General features: G+C 64.1%; 14 protein-coding genes. 13 read left to right on the forward strand and 1 reads right to left on the reverse strand.

The window, feature by feature from the left end; all coding sequences use genetic code 11:
- The coding region (locus tag ACODSN_RS13275) for a TonB-dependent receptor plug domain-containing protein (RefSeq protein ID WP_489055965.1) at window positions 1-1,380 on the forward strand (1,380 nt) is incomplete at its 5' end.
- A 47-nt stretch (window positions 1,381-1,427) separates the two neighbouring features.
- Window positions 1,428-3,524: a S9 family peptidase gene (locus ACODSN_RS13280; protein ID WP_489055966.1), complete on the forward strand. Its 2,097-nt coding sequence runs from the start codon at window positions 1,428-1,430 to the stop codon at window positions 3,522-3,524.
- A gap of 135 nt (window positions 3,525-3,659) precedes the next feature.
- On the opposite strand, the gene ACODSN_RS13285 is transcribed toward ACODSN_RS13280, so the two are convergent.
- Window positions 3,660-4,853: a DUF3644 domain-containing protein gene (locus tag ACODSN_RS13285; protein WP_489055967.1), complete on the reverse strand. Its 1,194-nt coding sequence runs from the start codon at window positions 4,851-4,853 to the stop codon at window positions 3,660-3,662.
- 170 nt (window positions 4,854-5,023) lie between these two features.
- On the opposite strand from ACODSN_RS13285, the gene ACODSN_RS13290 reads away from it, so the two are divergent.
- The 11 genes from ACODSN_RS13290 to ACODSN_RS13340 all read left to right on the forward strand — a co-directional run bounded on the left by ACODSN_RS13290 (window position 5,024) and on the right by ACODSN_RS13340 (window position 16,586).
- Complete coding sequence (locus tag ACODSN_RS13290) at window positions 5,024-7,078, forward strand: conjugal transfer protein TraG (protein ID WP_489055968.1); 2,055 nt, start codon at window positions 5,024-5,026, stop codon at window positions 7,076-7,078.
- 3 nt (window positions 7,079-7,081) lie between these two features.
- A complete protein-coding gene (locus ACODSN_RS13295) occupies window positions 7,082-7,483 on the forward strand; it encodes a CopG family transcriptional regulator (RefSeq protein ID WP_489055969.1) in 402 nt (133 codons plus the stop codon).
- A complete protein-coding gene (gene trbB, locus ACODSN_RS13300) occupies window positions 7,480-8,466 on the forward strand; it encodes a P-type conjugative transfer ATPase TrbB (protein ID WP_489055970.1) in 987 nt (328 codons plus the stop codon). The genes ACODSN_RS13295 and trbB overlap by 4 nt, the downstream gene beginning before the upstream one ends.
- Window positions 8,467-8,469: 3 nt before the next feature.
- Entirely contained in the window at window positions 8,470-8,811 is a 342-nt protein-coding gene (locus ACODSN_RS13305; RefSeq protein ID WP_489055971.1) for a TrbC/VirB2 family type IV secretion system protein, read from the forward strand.
- Complete coding sequence (locus tag ACODSN_RS13310; protein WP_489055972.1) at window positions 8,808-9,080, forward strand: VirB3 family type IV secretion system protein; 273 nt, start codon at window positions 8,808-8,810, stop codon at window positions 9,078-9,080. Before ACODSN_RS13305 ends, ACODSN_RS13310 begins: the two co-directional genes overlap by 4 nt.
- The gene (gene trbE / locus ACODSN_RS13315) at window positions 9,074-11,524 is read left to right on the forward strand and encodes a conjugal transfer protein TrbE (protein ID WP_489055973.1); all 2,451 of its coding nucleotides are present in this window, start codon (window positions 9,074-9,076) and stop codon (window positions 11,522-11,524) included. The genes ACODSN_RS13310 and trbE overlap by 7 nt, the downstream gene beginning before the upstream one ends.
- Window positions 11,524-12,276, forward strand: coding sequence for a P-type conjugative transfer protein TrbJ (gene trbJ / locus ACODSN_RS13320; protein ID WP_489056039.1), 753 nt, complete (start codon window positions 11,524-11,526; stop codon window positions 12,274-12,276). Before trbE ends, trbJ begins: the two co-directional genes overlap by 1 nt.
- Before the next feature lie 139 nt (window positions 12,277-12,415).
- A complete protein-coding gene (gene trbL / locus ACODSN_RS13325; protein ID WP_489055974.1) occupies window positions 12,416-13,741 on the forward strand; it encodes a P-type conjugative transfer protein TrbL in 1,326 nt (441 codons plus the stop codon).
- A gap of 3 nt (window positions 13,742-13,744) precedes the next feature.
- Window positions 13,745-14,566, forward strand: a complete 822-nt coding sequence (gene trbF, locus ACODSN_RS13330; protein WP_489055975.1) for a conjugal transfer protein TrbF — start codon at window positions 13,745-13,747, stop codon at window positions 14,564-14,566.
- The gene (gene trbG / locus ACODSN_RS13335; protein ID WP_489055976.1) at window positions 14,563-15,399 is read left to right on the forward strand and encodes a P-type conjugative transfer protein TrbG; all 837 of its coding nucleotides are present in this window, start codon (window positions 14,563-14,565) and stop codon (window positions 15,397-15,399) included. Before trbF ends, trbG begins: the two co-directional genes overlap by 4 nt.
- The gene (locus tag ACODSN_RS13340; protein ID WP_489055977.1) at window positions 15,396-16,586 is read left to right on the forward strand and encodes a TraB/TrbI/VirB10 family type IV secretion system protein; all 1,191 of its coding nucleotides are present in this window, start codon (window positions 15,396-15,398) and stop codon (window positions 16,584-16,586) included. The genes trbG and ACODSN_RS13340 overlap by 4 nt, the downstream gene beginning before the upstream one ends.
- Window positions 16,587-16,589 lie beyond the last annotated feature (3 nt).

The following is a 16,589-nucleotide window of genomic DNA, read 5'->3' on the forward strand; positions in this document are numbered from 1 at the left end:
TTACAGAGCCTGAATCAGATCGCGCCTCTCAAATCAATGGGTCCTGACCCTAGCACTTATGTATCCAGGACGATCATTAGCGGATCGCCGGATACCGTATCGGATGGCTCGCTCAACATGTGGGTGGGCGAGACCAAGCTGACGGGGTCACTATTCGCTCTGCCGGGCGGAGACGCAAAGATCGCGGTCGGCGGGCAAGTTCGACGTGAAGGTCTAAACTTCACATCATATGCCGGAAGCGACGCCACCAACCGCTCGGTATTTGCTGCTTTTGGCGAGATCCAACTTCCTTTTGTTTCGGCCGCCAGCGCGGTGCCTGCCATTCATGATCTAAGCGTCAGCATCGCTGGCCGCTTCGAGCGCTACAGCGACTTTGGATCGTCTTTCGATCCGAAGCTGGGCTTAGAATGGGCACCCTTCGCGGGACTCAGGCTGCGGGGGACATGGGGTACATCGTTCCGCGCTCCCCGGCTCTATGAATTGAACCCTATTGCTAACGCACCTTTCGGCGAAGCGCGTCCTATTCCTAACACGGCAGGCGGGACGACAAATGTTGTGGTAATATACGGGAGTCGCCCAGATCTCACCGCCGAAACCTCTACGACGTGGACCGCGGGTATGGACTTCGAGCCGGCCGACAATCTGAAGTTTTCCGCGACCTACTTCGATGTTCAGTTCAAGAACCAAGTCGGTAGCCCTATTGCTGACGTGTCGCGCGTGCTCCTCGACGCGCCTCTCTACAACAGGTTTCTCAACACTAATCCCACTGCGTCCGACGTGGCGGGGTACTTCGCTCTGCCAGGGTTTTACAATCCTGCGGGCTACGCCGTTGCTGATATTGGTGCCGTTATCGACAATCGCATCGCAAATACCGCTCAGAATCATACGAGCGGTATAGATGCATCTATCAATTACTCGGTCGCTGCGGGGGCAGGTCGCCTCGGCTTACAGGTGGGTGCGACTTATCTGATCAAACGCGACATTCGATTCGTGTCGGGCGGCGCTGTGTCAAGTCAGCTCAACGATGCTTACCTGCCAGTTGATTTCAAACTCCGCGGCGGTCTGTCCTTTAGCAGCGCCAAATTCACAGCAAACGCATTCGCCAACTATGTCGATGGCTACCAAGCGCGGTTTCGCGACGGCGCTCTGCACCCCGTCTCAAGTTGGACGACGATCGACCTGACACTGCAAATTGACGCTTCCGCTCTATCCGACCGCTTGCCCTCCGGTTTCGCGATCAATCTTTCAGCGTTGAATATCTTCAACCAATCCCCTCCGACGGTGGAATCGCCCTACGCGGTTCTTCCAATCGATTTCGATGGGACCAACGCAAGTCCGATCGGTCGCTCTATCGCTCTGGAAATCGTCAAACGCTGGTAGCCACTACAAGCAATTTTCACGGCAGCGCACAGCAGAGCAGGTGTCTCATGAATAAGTTAGCCGCAATTTTCATTGCGCTTTTTACGGCACTCTCTGCTGAAGCGGCCGGGGCGCAGCCGCGTTTGGTAGGTTTGGCGGATCTTAAGGGTGTAAGCACTCTGCCCGGCAACTCCCTCGCAACGAGTGCGGATGGTAGAGTGGCAATTGAAAGCGATGGTGCACTCAGAGTGACCGACGCTGCCGGCAAAACCTTCATCGACCTAGGTCCTGGCTTGCTCCCCGAATGGTCGCCAAATGGACGCCGTCTTGCATTCTATTCATCTAGGTCGGGCGACCTGCAGATTTGGATCTGGACAGCCTCTTCCGGAGAATTGCGTCAGATTACCCACCTGCAGGGCGGGGTGGATGCCGATCCCACGACGCGCATCGACGCCGAAGTGGCTAGTGCGTTTCGGCTGAGATGGTCGCCCGAGGGCGAGAGCATCGTCTTCGCGTCTCGCGTTGCTTCAGCATCAGTGGCGAGCATGCCTGGTGCGCCTCTAGTCGTCGACAATGCATCACCCCCCGGTTTGGCTGTAGCGGGAGCGCTCCCACCGATGAGCTTGTCGAGCGGCATTCCCGAGTCTCCAGACGGCCGGTCCTACCGGTTGCGGTCGTGGAACGGACATCGATTCGATTTCAGTAAGATCCATCTTGTGAATGTGACGTCAGAGCGCGTTGTGAGCGTACTTGGCGGCCCAAACGGAGACTATTTCGCTGCGATTTGGTCAGGCGATGGCAAAAGTATTTTTGCGGTTCGTCTCGACCGCCCGGCGGGCAGCTTGTCGGTAGGCGACGTTCTGTGGGATTATCCGGGTCCCACGAAATCCACGATCGTTCAATTTGATCTGCGGTCGAGCCATGAAATGGAGATAGCCAAACTTGAAGGCGTTGGAAGCATGCTCGCCGCTTCACGCGACGGACGAAGTCTCGCGTATATTATGCACAGCGAAGTCACCAAGCCCGGAAAGCCTACCGTATTAAGGCTCGAGGATAAGAGCCGCTTCGAATACATTGCGGATGATTGGCCGTTCCAAATCGAGTGGAACGACGCATTGAGTTCCTTCTCGCTATTCACGTGTGATGCCATGTGCACGATCCAAAGCATGCGGTTGGTCGGAGATCGGCTTCTGCGCAAAGTGCTTGTCGGACCCCGAAGGATTAGTACTTGGTCGCAGAGCGCGCATGGTTCGCTTACTGTCCTGGATGGTGGCGAGCTAACAGTCAGGGCCCTCGATGGGAAACTGCATAAAATGCGCGTCGAGGCCTCCACAGACCAATTGGAACTCGGAGAAGTGCAAACTGTCTCATGGAAAGCGCCTGACGGGGAACTGCTGACCGGCACACTCCTGTTGCCGCCTAGCGCTCGCTCTGGGCGCCAATATCCGGTGATTGTCGACACCTATCCCATGACCCTTTCAGGGGGATGGATGTCGCCACACCAAGGAAATCAAGCGTGGGCCAGCGCCGGCTACGCCGTCTTTCGACCACTACTGCGCGCGCCGAATGCCTGGATGAATACCATTCGTAGCGAGGCATTTTCACTCGCGGCGAAAGGCGGCGACGGGTGGACAGTGACTATGCGAGATCTGATGGGTGGTCTTGATGCACTGGAAAAAACAGGATGGATCGACCGCAGGAGGATGTGCCTTTTTGGCCATAGCAATGGCGGTGGCGTTGCGACTTACATCATTACCCAAACAAATGAATTCCGGTGCGCGGTTATTCTCGCACCAAACTCGGTCGATTGGGTTAGTCCATCTTTGTTAGCTCCTTCTGGTCGTAAGCAATATGGGATGCTGGTGGGCCGTGAAATAGAAGAAAGTGTCAGCGAATACATAAGCTTGTCATCAGCCTTTCAACTTCACAAAGTGAAAACGCCTGTCCTGCTGGGCGTCGGCGATGATGACTCGGCGTTCTTATTGAACGCCATCGTTCTCTACAACGGTCTTCGGGCGACGGATGCACCGGTCCAATTCGTGCGATATCCGGGGCAAGGCCACTATATATCAGGTGATGCATTAAAGGACTTCTGGGCTCGCGAAATGGCGTTTTTCGACAAGTTCCTTATGCCCAGCGTAATGTCCATGAAGCCTACTCAGTGACTGTTAGCGTCCGGTTGGGAGAAGATAAGGGGGATCGTGGACTGCGTTGTCACTTCGGCGTGGAAACTGTGCCTTCTCCCGCACCAGTCACGCCGCGAAGATCAGGTCGTCAGGGGCGTGTCGCCGAGCGGCCAGTTACCCGACGTGTGCCGAAAGCGCAGCCCACTTTGCATCGTCGGCGATTTCGGCGACCAGAAAGTCGATCCAAGCCTGCGAGTAGGTGTAGGACTTGTAGGGGGCGTGGTAGGCGCAATAGTCTTTTTTGGTTGCAGCAGGATCAGCGGCCCCCGTTAGCGGCCTTGCCTTGTAGAGTTTCCAAGCCCGCTGGTGCTTGTCACTGGTGAATGGTCGCCCGCTCGCCGCGGCTACCCGCGCCGTGACCTCGCCGGGCTTGAAAGGCCAGATGTCCTCCGCAGGCTTGTATTTAATGAGGACATTTTGGATTTCTTTGCCCTCGGCCGACTCTGGTTGGACGAACTGGAAATGAGCTTTGGCTTTAGACACGCTGGTCAACGTGTAGACGACCTTGAATTGGTATTCGAGATCATCGGCGTCTCCTTCGCCTAGCTTTGCGGCTAAGGTGGCGTCGAGGGCCGCGATATGCTCGGGGACGTCGTGGCTTTGAAGCGTGGCGATTTCGGCCGACTTCAGTTTGGCGAACTGCAGCGAGAAGCCGAGGTCCCGGCCGAGCGTCAAGCGCTGACCGAATAGTTCGGTCAGCGTTTTCTCGAAATTTAGACAGGTGGACTGAAAAAGGGACAGCCACTTCTGGTCGAACACGCCGATCGTGCGGTGCTCGACCACATCACGGATTTCCTTAAGCGCTCCCAAATTCTGCTTGCACGCCTTCGACAGTGGGCAGTCGTGACGCGCGATCATCTGCGACAGCAACAAGCTGAAACCATCGGCGTTGACGATCGCTATACCCTGCCGCTCGTAATATTCGTGGAGCAGGTAGGTCCAGGCGACGTTCGCCAGCATCGAGAATGCGCCGGCCTTGAAGGCAATACGCGGCGTGTTGAACAGCTCGACGGCCAACAGCATCGCTTCGCGGGCGCGAACAAGGCGCTCGTTGTCGATCGGGCAGAGGCCGGTGACATGATCAAAGAGCAGTTTCTTCTGCCGGAAAGCTTCGACCTGCTGCTTGGTGGCAGGCACGATCGCAGCGTTGGCCTTGATCGCAGAGATGCGCCCGGAATTGACCGACGCGGTGCGACCCGTATTGATCAGCGTCTGGACATCCTGGCCCCGCCAGCCGGAATTGAGCAACGCCTTGATCACCGATTTCTCGGCGGGCGTTAGAGTCGCGCTCGACGGTGCTATTGCCATGGCAACTTCATACCATGAGGGTTTCCGAAGCAAAGTAGCTGAGCATCGTTGCGAGGGACCCCAAGAAGGCGGCTCAAGTCCCCAGCAGGTCACTGCCACGAATCCCGCCCACTTGAGACTCTAGGGCCAGCCCGCAGACACTGATGTCGGAACGCGGGCGGAGGTCTCGCGTGACACCGACAAAGCTCCTCATCGGCCAGATTCTCGTGGTGCTCGCGATCATCTTCGCGAGTGTCTGGATCGGCACGCAATGGGCCGCGGCGAGCCTCGCCTACCAGCCTGAACTCGGAGCGCCGTGGTTCATCGCGTTCGGCCAGCCGGTCTACCATCCCTGGTCGCTGTTTCCGTGGTGGTACCATTTCGACGCGTATGCTCCGATCGTATTCGACGAGGCGGGCGCGATCGCCGCGGCCGGCGGATTCATCGGTTGCGGCGCGGCGATCTTCGGCTCGGTCTGGCGTGCACGTCAGTCCAACAACCTCACCACCTACGGCTCGGCACGTTGGGCCAGGCAGGCCGACATCAAAGCGGCGAAGCTGTTCGACCAACGCGGCGTCGCGCTCGGTCGCATCGGAGGCGAAGACCTGCGGCACGATGGCCCCGAGCATGTCATGGCGTTCGCCCCGACGCGGTCCGGCAAGGGTGTCGGCTTGGTCGTGCCGACGTTGCTCAGCTGGACCGGCTCGACCGTCGTTCACGACATCAAGGGCGAAAACTGGCAGCTGACCGCCGGCTGGCGTGCGCGCTTCTCGCATTGCCTACTGTTCAACCCGACCGATGCCCGCTCGGCGCGCTACAATCCGCTGCTCGAAGTGCGGCGCGGCGTGAACGAAGTCCGCGACGTCCAGAACATCGCTGACATCCTCGTCGATCCCGAAGGGGCGCTCGAACGACGCAACCACTGGGAGAAGACCAGCCATTCGCTGCTTGTCGGCGCGATCCTTCATGTCCTCTATGCCGAGGAAGAGAAGACGCTCGCCCGCGTCGCGACATTCCTGTCCGATCCGCAGCGCAGCTTTGCCGCAACCCTGCGCCGGATGATGGCGACCAACCATCTCGGGTCCGCAGAACAGCCGCTGGTCCATCCGGTCGTCGCATCGGCTGCGCGCGAATTGCTCAACAAGAGCGAGAACGAACGCTCGGGCGTGCTGTCGACCGCCATGTCGTTCCTCGGCCTTTACCGCGACCCGACCGTCGCCGCCGTCACTGCCGCTTCCGACTGGCGCATCGCCGATCTCGTCGAAGCCGCGCATCCGATCTCGCTCTACCTCGTCGTGCCGCCTTCCGACATCAGTCGCACCAAGCCGCTGGTCCGCCTGATCCTCAACCAGATCGGTCGCCGGCTCACCGAGGAACTGCGCGGCATCGGCAAGGAAAGCGAAGCTGCTCAAGGCCGTCATCGCCTCCTGATGATGCTCGACGAGTTTCCGGCGCTCGGACGGCTCGACTTCTTCGAGACAAGCCTCGCATTTCTCGCTGGCTACGGCGTCCGCGTCTTCCTGATCGCGCAGAGCCTCAATCAGATCGAGAAGGCGTATGGCGAGCACAACGCCATCCTCGACAACTGCCACGTCCGCATCGCTTTCGCGACCAACGACGAACGCACCGCCAAGCGGATATCCGATGCGCTCGGTACGGCGACCGAACAGCGCGCCATGCGCAACTATGCCGGGCACCGCCTCGCGCCCTGGCTCGCGCATGTCATGGTCAGCCGACAGGAGACCGCACGGGCACTGCTGACGCCGGGCGAGGTGATGCAGCTCGCACCGACCGACGAGCTGGTGCTGATCTCGGGCATGCCCCCGATCCGCGCCAAAAAGCTGCGCTATTACGAGGATCGCCGCTACACCGCGCGCATCCTTCCGGCCCCGGCGCTCGATGTTGGCCCGGAGATAGCCACCTATCGCGACCTCCCGGCGGCTCGCCCGGACGACTGGGCAGGACAGGTGCGCGGCGCCGACCTGCGACTCGCCGGTGGCAATGACACGGACGAAGGCGCCGATAGCGGCGGCCTCGAACAGGCGCGCCACCCGGCACACGAGATCGAGCAGGCCGCCGCGGCCGAGCCCGAGGTCACCGATCCGCTCGGCCTGGGCGAGGACGACACCGACCAGGCGGCCGAGCGCCGCGCGATGGATCGGGTGCAGCAGCTCGGAGCCGTTCGCACGGTCTACGGCCTCGACGCCGCTTCCAGCCGTCCCGATGACCTGCAGCTGGGGTTCTGACCGATGGAGAAGGTCCGCCACCAGCTGTTCCTGCCCAAGCCGCTCTCGGACAGGCTCGAAGCATTGGCCGCGAAGCCTGGCGCGAGCAAGTCGGCGATCCTCGTCGACGCGGTGACCGCGTGGCTCAATCGTCGCGGGGCGTCCGAACTGGAGGACCGCTTCGCGATCCGCCTCGATCGGCTGACCCAGGCAATTGGCCGGGTCGACCGCGACACCTACGTCGTCCTCGAAACGCTGGCGCTGTTCATCCGCTTCGAGCTCGCAATCCAGACCCCGCTCGCCGAGAACGACCAGGCCGGCCGCGCGCTCGGCGCTAAAAGGTTCGAAGCGTTCGTCACCCAGGTCGGGCGACAGGTCTCGACCGGCCGCCGATCGCTTGGCGCGCCCACGGGAGACGGCGAATGAGCGTCGGTCTTTCCGCCGAGCGTCGTCGACGCATGCTGATCACCGCGCTCGGCACCGACATCGCCTCGGCCATGCGCGATCCGCTGGTCATCGAGATCATGGTCAATCCTGACGGCGCGCTGCGGCTCGACCGTCTCGGCGAAGGTCGCACCGATACTGAGGTGCGGCTCGCGCCCGACCAGGTCGAGCGCATCATCCGGTTGGTCGCCAGCCATGCTCGCGCCGAGGTCCATGCCGAGCACCCGATCATCTCGGCGGAGCTGCCGCCGCATATCGAGGGGCGTGCCGGCGAGCGCTTCGAAGGCGTGCTGCCCCCCGTCGCATCGGCACCGTGTTTCTCGATCCGAAAGCCCGCACAGAAGCTGCACACGCTCGACGACTATATCGCCGACGGGCTGATGACCGAGGTGCAGGCCGATGCGCTGCGGGCCGCGGTCACGCAGCGCTATAATATCCTTGTCGCGGGCGGCACCAGCTCGGGCAAGACGACGCTCGCCAACGCGTTGCTGGCCGAGATGGGCTGGGTCGATGCCCGTGTCATCCTGATCGAGGATACGCGCGAGCTGCAATGCCCGCTGCCCGACACGGTCGCGCTTCGCACGCGTCCCCCGCATGTGTCGATGACCGAGCTGGTGCGCTCGACCATGCGCCTGCGCCCCGACCGTATCGTGGTCGGCGAGGTTCGCGGGCCGGAAGCGCTCGACATGCTGAAAGCATGGAACACGGGCCATCCCGGTGGGATCGCGACGGTCCACGCCAACAGCGCGATCGCCGCGCTCTACCGGATCGAACAGCTCGTGCAGGAGGCGGTGATCACCGTGCCGCGCCAACTGATCGCCGAAGCCATCGACATCGTCGTGTTCATTTCCGGTCGCGGTGTCGACCGCCGCGTCTCGACCATCGCGCGCGTCGCCGGGCTCGACCCCGACACCGGCACCTACGCGCTCGCCGACCTTCCCAAGCTTAGCCCCAAGGAGACCTGACCCATGATCCGTGCCCTCAATTCTCGCCGCTCCCCCAATCGCCTGTTGCTCACGGGCGCGGCGCTCGGCCTCGCGCTAACGCTGGCCACCACCGTCCAGGCCGCCGGCTCCGGCATGCCGTGGGAAGAACCGCTGCAGCAGGTGCTGGAATCGGTGCAGGGACCGGTCGCCAAGATCGTCGCGGTGATCATAATCATCGTGACCGGCCTGACCCTCGCATTCGGCGAGACTGCCGGCGGGTTCCGGCGTCTCATCCAGATCGTATTCGGCCTGTCGATCGCTTTCGCCGCGTCGAGCTTCTTCCTGTCGTTCTTCAGCTTCGGTGGCGGAGCGCTGATCTCGTGATCGGCAGCGGGCAGCATATCGACGGCTTCGAGGTGCCGATCCACGGCTCCCTGGGTTCGCCGCTGCTCCTCGGCGGAGCGCCTCGCGGTCTCGCGATCGTCAACGGGACGCTCGCCGCGGCGGTCGGGCTCGGCCTCCAGCAATGGCTGGCCGGGCTCGCGCTCTGGGTCGCCGGGCACAGCCTCGCGGTGATGGCGGCACGGCGCGATCCTAGCTTCGCGCCGGTGCTGCTCCGTCACATCCGCCAGAAGGGATATCTCGGATGCTGAGCCTCCGAGAATATCGCCAGACGGCGGATCGACTGGCCGACCATCTGCCCTGGGCGGCGCTGGTCGCACCGGGCGTCGTCCTCAACAAGGATGGCAGCTTCCTCCGGGTGCTGCGCTTCCGTGGTCCCGATCTGGAATCCGCGACCGAGGCCGAACTGGTCGGCGCCTGCGCGCGGGCGAACAACGCGCTGAAGCGCTTCGGCAGCGGCTGGGCGCTGTTCTTCGAGGCCGAGCGACGCGAGGCGCACAGCTATCCCGACAGTGACTTTCCCGACGCGGCGAGCTGGCTGGTCGATGGCGAGCGGCGCGCGGTCTTCGAGGCCGAGGGCACGCACTTCGAGAGCCGCTATCACCTGACGCTGACCTGGCTGCCACCGGTCGATGCCAGCGATAGTGCCGGACGCTCGCTCGTCGATCGGCCCGACATGGAGAAGGGCCGCGACTGGCGCGGAGCTCTGGCCTCGTTCGTCGCCGAGACCGATCGCGTGCTCGACCTGCTGTCCGGATTCATGGCCGAGGTGCGCGGACTCGACGACGACGAGACGCTGACTTTCCTGCACGGCACGATTTCCGACCGACGCCATCGGGTGATAGCTCCCGATACGCCTATGTATCTCGATGGCGTGCTCGCGGACACCCCGCTGGTCGGCGGCCTCGAACCGATGCTCGGCGACCTCCATGTCCGCACACTGACGGTTCTCGGTTTTCCGAACCTTAGCCGGCCCGGCATCCTCGACGCACTCAATCACCAGGATTTCGGCTACCGCTGGGTCACGCGCTTCATCGCCCTCGACAAGACGCTCGCAACCAAGACGGTGACCTCGTTGCGCCGCCAGTGGTTCAACAAGCGCAAGTCGGTCACCGCGATGCTGCGCGAGGTGCTCTACAACAGCCCTGCGCAGCTTCTCGATAGCGATGCCGACAACAAGGTGGTCGATGCCGACCAGGCGCTTCAGGTGCTCGGCGGCGACCATGTCGCGTTCGGCTATCTCACGACGACGATCACCGTGACCGACACCGACCGCGCGGCGGTTGAGGACAAGGTTCGCGCCGTCGAGCGGATCGTCAACGGGCTCGGCTTCACCGCCAAGCGCGAGACCATCAACGCGGTCGAGGCGTGGCTCTCGTCGCTCCCCGGCCATGTCTACGCCAATGTCCGGCAGCCGCTGGTCCACACGCTCAACCTCGCGCACCTGATGCCGCTCTCATCGGTCTGGGCGGGGCCGGTCCGTAATGCGCACCTCGACGGACCGCCGCTGCTCATCGCGAAGACAGCCGGCTCGACGCCGTTCCGGCTGTCCACCCATGTCGGCGATGTCGGGCACATGCTGGTGGTCGGCCCGACCGGCGCAGGCAAGTCGGTGCTGCTGAGCCTGATCGCGCTCCAGTTCCGGCGCTACCAGGATGCGCAGGTCTACATTTTCGACAAGGGCAACTCGGCCCGCGCCGCGGTGCTGGCAATGGGCGGCGCGCACCATGCGCTCGGCGACACCGAAGCCGACGGTGCGAGCCTCGCTTTCCAGCCGCTGGCGAATATCGACCATGCCTCCGAGCGCAGCTGGGCTTCGGACTGGGTAGCCGCTCTGCTCGCGCATGAAGGCGTGACCGTCACGCCGGAGGTGAAGGAGGCAGTATGGACCGCCCTTGGCAGTCTCGCGTCGGCGCCGCGCGAGGAGCGGACCTTGACCGGCCTCGTGCTGCTGCTCCAGTCGAACGCGCTCCGTATCGCGCTCCAGCCCTATACGCTCGAAGGGCCTCACGGCCGGCTGCTCGATGCTGCCGAACAGCAGCTCGCGCTCGCCGATGTCCAGTGTTTCGAGACCGAGGCGTTGATGGGCCAGGCCGGTGCGGTCGCGCCTGTGCTGACCTACCTGTTCCATCGGCTCGAGGAACGGTTCGACGGGCGGCCGACCCTCCTCATTCTCGACGAGGCCTGGATCTTCCTCGACCATCCGCTGTTTGCCGCGCGCATTCGCGAATGGCTCAAGGTGCTGCGCAAGAAGAATGTCGCGGTGCTGTTCGCGACCCAGAGCTTAGCCGACATTGCCGGATCGCCGATCGCACCGGCTATCATCGAGAGCTGTCCGCAGCGCATCCTGCTCCCCAACGATCGCGCGATCGAGCCGCAGGGCCATGACATCTACGCGCGCTTCGGCCTCAACGACCGGCAGATCGAGCTGATCGCGCGGGCGACGCCCAAGCGGCACTATTACCTCCAGTCCGCCCGCGGCAACCGGCTGTTCGAGCTGGGGCTCGGCCCCGTCGCACTCGCGCTGTGCGGCTCGTCCGACCCGGTCGCGCAGGCACGGATCGACGCCATTCTCGCCGAGCACGGCCCCGGCCGGTTCGCGGAGGCCTTCCTGCGCTCCGCCGACCTCGGCTGGGCAGCCAACCTCGCCGCCGACTTCCCGATCCCCACCGCCCCCCAAGAAGGAGAAGAATGATGCGTATCCCCAATCGCAAGCACCTCATCGCCGCCGCCCTCGGCCTCAGCGCCGTCGGATCGCTCGGTATCGGCCTCGGCTTGATGAGCACTCCGGCCCAGGCGCAGTTCGGCGGCGTGGTCTTCGACCCCAGCAACTACGCGCAGAACATCCTGACCGCCGCGCGCACGCTCCAGACCGTCAACCAGCAGATCCAACAGCTCCAGAACGAGGCGCAGATGCTGGTCAACATGGGCAAGAACCTGACGAAGATCGACTTCCCGCAGCTCGACGCGCTCAAGCAGAAGCTTGCCGAGATCGACCGGCTGATGGGCCGCGCGCAGGCGATCGACTTCCGGGTCGACCAGCTCGACGACAAGTTCCAGTCGCTGTTCCCGAACGACTTCACCTCGGCGCTACGCACCGACGCCCGCGTCCGCGATGCCCGGGCGCGGCTCGACGCCAGCATGGGTGCGTTTCGCCAGACGATGACCGTGCAGGCGCAGGTGGTCGAGAACATCCAGTCCGACACACAGGCGCTCGCCGACATCGTCGCGCGCAGCCAAGGCGCGGAGGGCTCGCTCCAAGCGCAGCAGGCGACCAACCAGCTTCTCGCGCTCACCGCCAAGCAGCAGTTCCAGCTCCAGCACATGATGGCGGCACAGTTCCGCAGCGAGGCGGTCGAGCAGGCGCGGCGAGCCACCCAGGCCGCCGAGGCACGGGCGGCGACGAAGAAGTTCCTCGGTTCCGGATCGGCCTACACGCCCCGATAGCCCCCCACCGGGCTGGCAGGCCCGATCCGGCCAGCGGCCGGTGATGCCCCTCTCATCATCGGTCGCCGTCGCGGGGCGCGGTCCCGCTCCCCCGCTGCGCCCCGCGACATCCTCATAGCGCCGACAGGAAGGCAGTCACTTGAACGACCTCAATGTCATCGACCGCTTCCTTCAAGCGTTCATCACCTACATCGACAGCGGCTTCGGGCTGCTCGGGCCGGATGTCGGCTTCCTGACCGCGACGTTGATCGGCATCGACATCACGCTGGCCGGCCTGTTCTGGGCGCTAGGCGGCGAGGACAATGTCATCGGCCGGTTTCTTCGCAAGATCCTCTACGTCGGTGCGTTCGCCTTCATCCTGAACAGCTTCTCGACGCTGGCCGACATCATCTTCCGGTCGTTCGCGCAGGCCGGCCTCACCGCAGGCGGCGGCACGCTGTCGGCCGATGACCTGCTCAAGCCCGGGCGGCTCGCGGGCACCGGCTTCTCGGCAGCGTGGCCGCTGCTCGAACAGGCGAGCGAGATGGTCGGCTTCACGACCTTCTTCGACAATTTCCTGACGATCATGATCCTGCTGTTCGCGTGGGCGCTGGTGATCGTCGCCTTCTTCATCCTCGCGGTGCAGATGTTCGTCTGCATCCTCGAATTCAAGCTGACCACGCTCGCCGGGTTTATCCTCGTGCCGTTTGCGCTGTGGAACCGCACGAGCTTCCTTGCCGAGCGCGTGCTCGGCAACGTCGTCTCCTCCGGCATCAAGGTTATGGTGCTCGCCGTCATCGTCGGAATCGGCTCCAATTTCTTCACCGAATTCACCGAGGCGCTGCAAGGCCAGGAACCGGACATCGGCCAGGCCATGAGCCTCGTGCTCGCCAGCCTGTCGCTGTTCGGCCTCGGCATCTTCGGCCCATCGATCGCCTCCGGCCTCGTCTCGGGCGCACCGCAGCTCGGCGCGGGCGCGGCGCTGGGCACAACGCTGGGCGCGGCTGGGGTCACGATGCTCGCCGGTGGCGCCGCGGTCGGCGGCGCGCGGCTGGCTGGCGGTGCCGCGCTCGGTGCGGTGCGGTCGGGCACTTCCATGGGCTCTGCCGCCTCGACCGCCTACGGCCTCGGCAAGGAAACCGCAGCCCAGCCCTCGGTCGGGGCGGGCCTCGCTGGCGTCGCCCGGGCCGCCGGCAATGCCGCCAAGGCGCGCGCCAGTGGCGCGCTTGGCCTCGGCGAAGCGGCGGCAGGCGGCCGGCAGGCGGCATGGAACGCTCTCAACCAGAACTCTCCGTCGTCGTCGCGTGGACCGGGCGGCGGCGGGGAGACTGCCAACGCAACGGGCGGCTCCGCGCCGGCCTGGGCGCGCGCGATGCGCGCCGAACAGACCATGCGCCATCGTCGCAGCCAAGCCGTCCACGCGATCAGCCAGGGCGATCGAAGCGGCGGTTCCGCCACCCCCGACATCAAGGAAAGGAACGACTGAGCCATGTTCTTCAAGCGAAGCGTGCAACGCTACGGGCGCACGCCACTTCCCGAAACGCCTTACCAGCGCGCCGGCCAGCTATGGGACGACCGGATCGGCTCGGCGCGCGTGCAGGCGCGCAACTGGCGCCTGATGGCGTTCGGCTGCCTGTTCCTGACCGCAGGGACTTCGGCCGGACTAGCGTGGCAATCGATGCAAAGTCGCGTCAAGCCCTATGTGGTCGAGGTTGATCGGCTCGGCGAGGCGCGCGCCGTGCAGGCCGCCGATGTCGAGTATCGGCCGACCGACCCGCAGGTCGCATGGCATCTCGCGCATTTTGTCACCAAGGTCCGCTCGGTGTCGCTCGACCCGGTGCTGATGCGCCGCGACTGGCTCCAGGCCTATGACTTCGCGACCAAGCGCGGCGCGACGTTCCTCGGCGATTATGCTCGCGGCGCGGCGCCGTTCGCCAATGTGGGCGAGCGTACCGTGTCCGTGCAGGTCACGAGCGTAGTTCGCGCCTCGGACAGGTCGTTTCAGGTCAAATGGACCGAAACTTCGTTCGAGCGCGGCAGCCAGGCCGGCGTCCAGCGCTGGACCGCGATCCTGACGACCGTGAGCAGGCCGCCGACCTCGTCGGACGTCCTGCGCAAGAATCCGCTCGGCATCTACGTCGACGCGATTGACTGGAGCCGCGAACTGGACGGCGAGGCCCCGGCGCGGCCTGCGCCGGCCGCGTTACCCGCAGATGCACCTTCGATTGTCGCACGCTCGGTCCCCGCGGGGTCGCCGCTCGATCCTCCGTCCGACGCTCCGCCCACCAACGTCCAGGAGACGCAACCATGAAGTCCGCCATTCTTGCAACGCTACTTGGGACTCTCACCGCCACGCCGGCGCTTGCACAACCTGAAACAACGGCGGGGTCGGTTCGCCATGTCGCCACAGCCAATCGCGTCGCGACGTTTCGACCGGCGCCCTCCGGGTTCGTCGGTGGTGCGCAGGTCTATCCATGGAGCGAAGGAACGATCTACATCGCCTACACCGCGCCGGGCCTGGTGACCGACATCGTCCTCCAGACCGGTGAATCGCTGATCGCGGTGGCGAGCGGCGATACCGCGCGGTGGGTGATCGGCGATACCACCAGCGGCTCGGGCGATACGAAGCAGACGCATTTGCTCGTGAAGCCATTCTCAGGCGGTCTCGTCACCAATCTCGTCGTGACGACGGACCGACGCACTTACCATGTTCGACTGGTCAGCACCTCGGCGACTGCGCTGTCGTCGATGCGCTGGACCTATCCGCAGGACGAGTTGCTTGCGCTACGTCGCAAGGCCGAAGACGAACGCGCCGCCGCGCCGGTCGCCACCGGCCTGTCGGTCGATGCGCTTCACTTCAATTATGCGATCAGTGGTGACAGGCCCGGATGGCGTCCGGTCCGCGCATTCGACGATGGCCAGCGCACTTATGTCGAGTTTCCCGCGACGTTGGCGAGCAACGAGGCACCGCCGCTGTTTTTGGTCGATCGTGACGGCAAGGCCGAACTGGTCAACTACCGGCTGAGCGGTCGCTACTACGTCGTCGATCGGATCTTCGACGCGGCCGAGCTTCGGCTGGGCCTCAAGAAGCAGCAGGTCGTGCGCATCGACCGGATCGCATCTGCCAAGCGGAGGGGCGCATGACCGAGGCCGCCGCCCTGTCGCCAGCCACATCGGGTTTGCCGCCAAAGGTCGATCCCGAGACCTTGGCCATTCGTTCACGCCCGGCGCGTGCAATCCGGTTCCGCAAGGGCGCGATCATCGGCATCGCGGCGATCGGGTCCGCCAGTCTGATGGGAATCGCCTGGATGGCGCTCAAGCCCCAGGTTTTCCGACAGGTGGCGCAAGAGAGCGAACTGTCGCAGCCGATGTCGAAGCCGGCGTCGGACGCGCTGTCCGGCTTGCCGTCGAGCTACGGCGACGCGCCGAAGCTCGGGCCGCCACTCCCCGGCGATCTCGGTCGGCCGATCCTGCGGGCACAGCAGCAGGCCGACGGCCTAACCCCGGCCGCACGCGTCGACACCGCCGAAGCCGAACGTCAGCAACGCCTCGCTGACCTCAAGGCCGCGCGGGAATCAGGGTTGATGGCGCAGGTGCAATCGAGCCGTGCTGCTCCCGTTTCGATGGATGTCGATCCGGCCGCGACCGGGTCAGGCACGCCGCCGGCACCCGCCGCAACCGGCACCCGCAAGGAGCAATTCGCATCCGCGCGTGACAAGGACGGCAACCTCAATTCAGGCAGCTTGGTCGCACCCGTTTCGCCGAACAGCCTGCTTGCCGGCAGCGTGATTGCGGCGAGCCTCATCACCGGGCTGAACTCCGACCTGCCGGGCATGGTCACGGCGCAGGTGACGCAGAACGTCTTCGATACGGTAACCGGCAATGTCCTGCTGGTGCCGCAGGGCGCCCGCCTGATCGGCAAATACGATTCCGTCGTGGCGTTCGGCCAACGTCGCGCGCTGGTCGTATGGCAGCGTCTCATCCTGCCCGATGGCGGCTCGATCCGGCTCGACAACATGCCTGCTACCGATGCCGCAGGCTATGCGGGGCTTGCGGACAAGGTCGATTTCCACACTTGGACGCTGCTCAAGGGCGTGGCGATCGCTACGCTGCTCGGCGTTGGCTCGGAATTGTCGATCTCGGGTGAAAGCGATCTTGTTCAAGCGATCCGAGAGTCAGCGCAATCGAACACCGCACGGGCTGGTGACCAGATCACCCAGCGAAATCTCGATATCCAACCGACGATAACGATCCGACCGGGTGCACCGGTCCGCGTCCTCGTGACCCGCGATCTCATCCTGGCGCCCTGGCGCGGCGCGACCGGGAGCTGAGCG

The organism is Sphingobium sp. FG11 (assembly GCF_057809915.1).

Excerpts from the sequence above, each read along its gene's own strand:
- trbJ (WP_489056039.1), top strand. The coding sequence starts at position 11,524 with ATGCGTATCCCCAATCGCAAGCACCTCATCGCCGCCGCCCTCGGCCTC.
- ACODSN_RS13305 (WP_489055971.1), top strand. The coding sequence starts at position 8,470 with ATGATCCGTGCCCTCAATTCTCGCCGCTCCCCCAATCGCCTGTTGCTC.
- ACODSN_RS13280 (WP_489055966.1), top strand. The coding sequence starts at position 1,428 with ATGAATAAGTTAGCCGCAATTTTCATTGCGCTTTTTACGGCACTCTCT.
- trbB (WP_489055970.1), top strand. The coding sequence starts at position 7,480 with ATGAGCGTCGGTCTTTCCGCCGAGCGTCGTCGACGCATGCTGATCACC.
- ACODSN_RS13285 (WP_489055967.1), bottom strand. The coding sequence starts at position 4,853 with ATGGCAATAGCACCGTCGAGCGCGACTCTAACGCCCGCCGAGAAATCG.
- trbE (WP_489055973.1), top strand. The coding sequence starts at position 9,074 with ATGCTGAGCCTCCGAGAATATCGCCAGACGGCGGATCGACTGGCCGAC.
- ACODSN_RS13295 (WP_489055969.1), top strand. The coding sequence starts at position 7,082 with ATGGAGAAGGTCCGCCACCAGCTGTTCCTGCCCAAGCCGCTCTCGGAC.
- trbF (WP_489055975.1), top strand. The coding sequence starts at position 13,745 with ATGTTCTTCAAGCGAAGCGTGCAACGCTACGGGCGCACGCCACTTCCC.
- trbG (WP_489055976.1), top strand. The coding sequence starts at position 14,563 with ATGAAGTCCGCCATTCTTGCAACGCTACTTGGGACTCTCACCGCCACG.
- ACODSN_RS13340 (WP_489055977.1), top strand. The coding sequence starts at position 15,396 with ATGACCGAGGCCGCCGCCCTGTCGCCAGCCACATCGGGTTTGCCGCCA.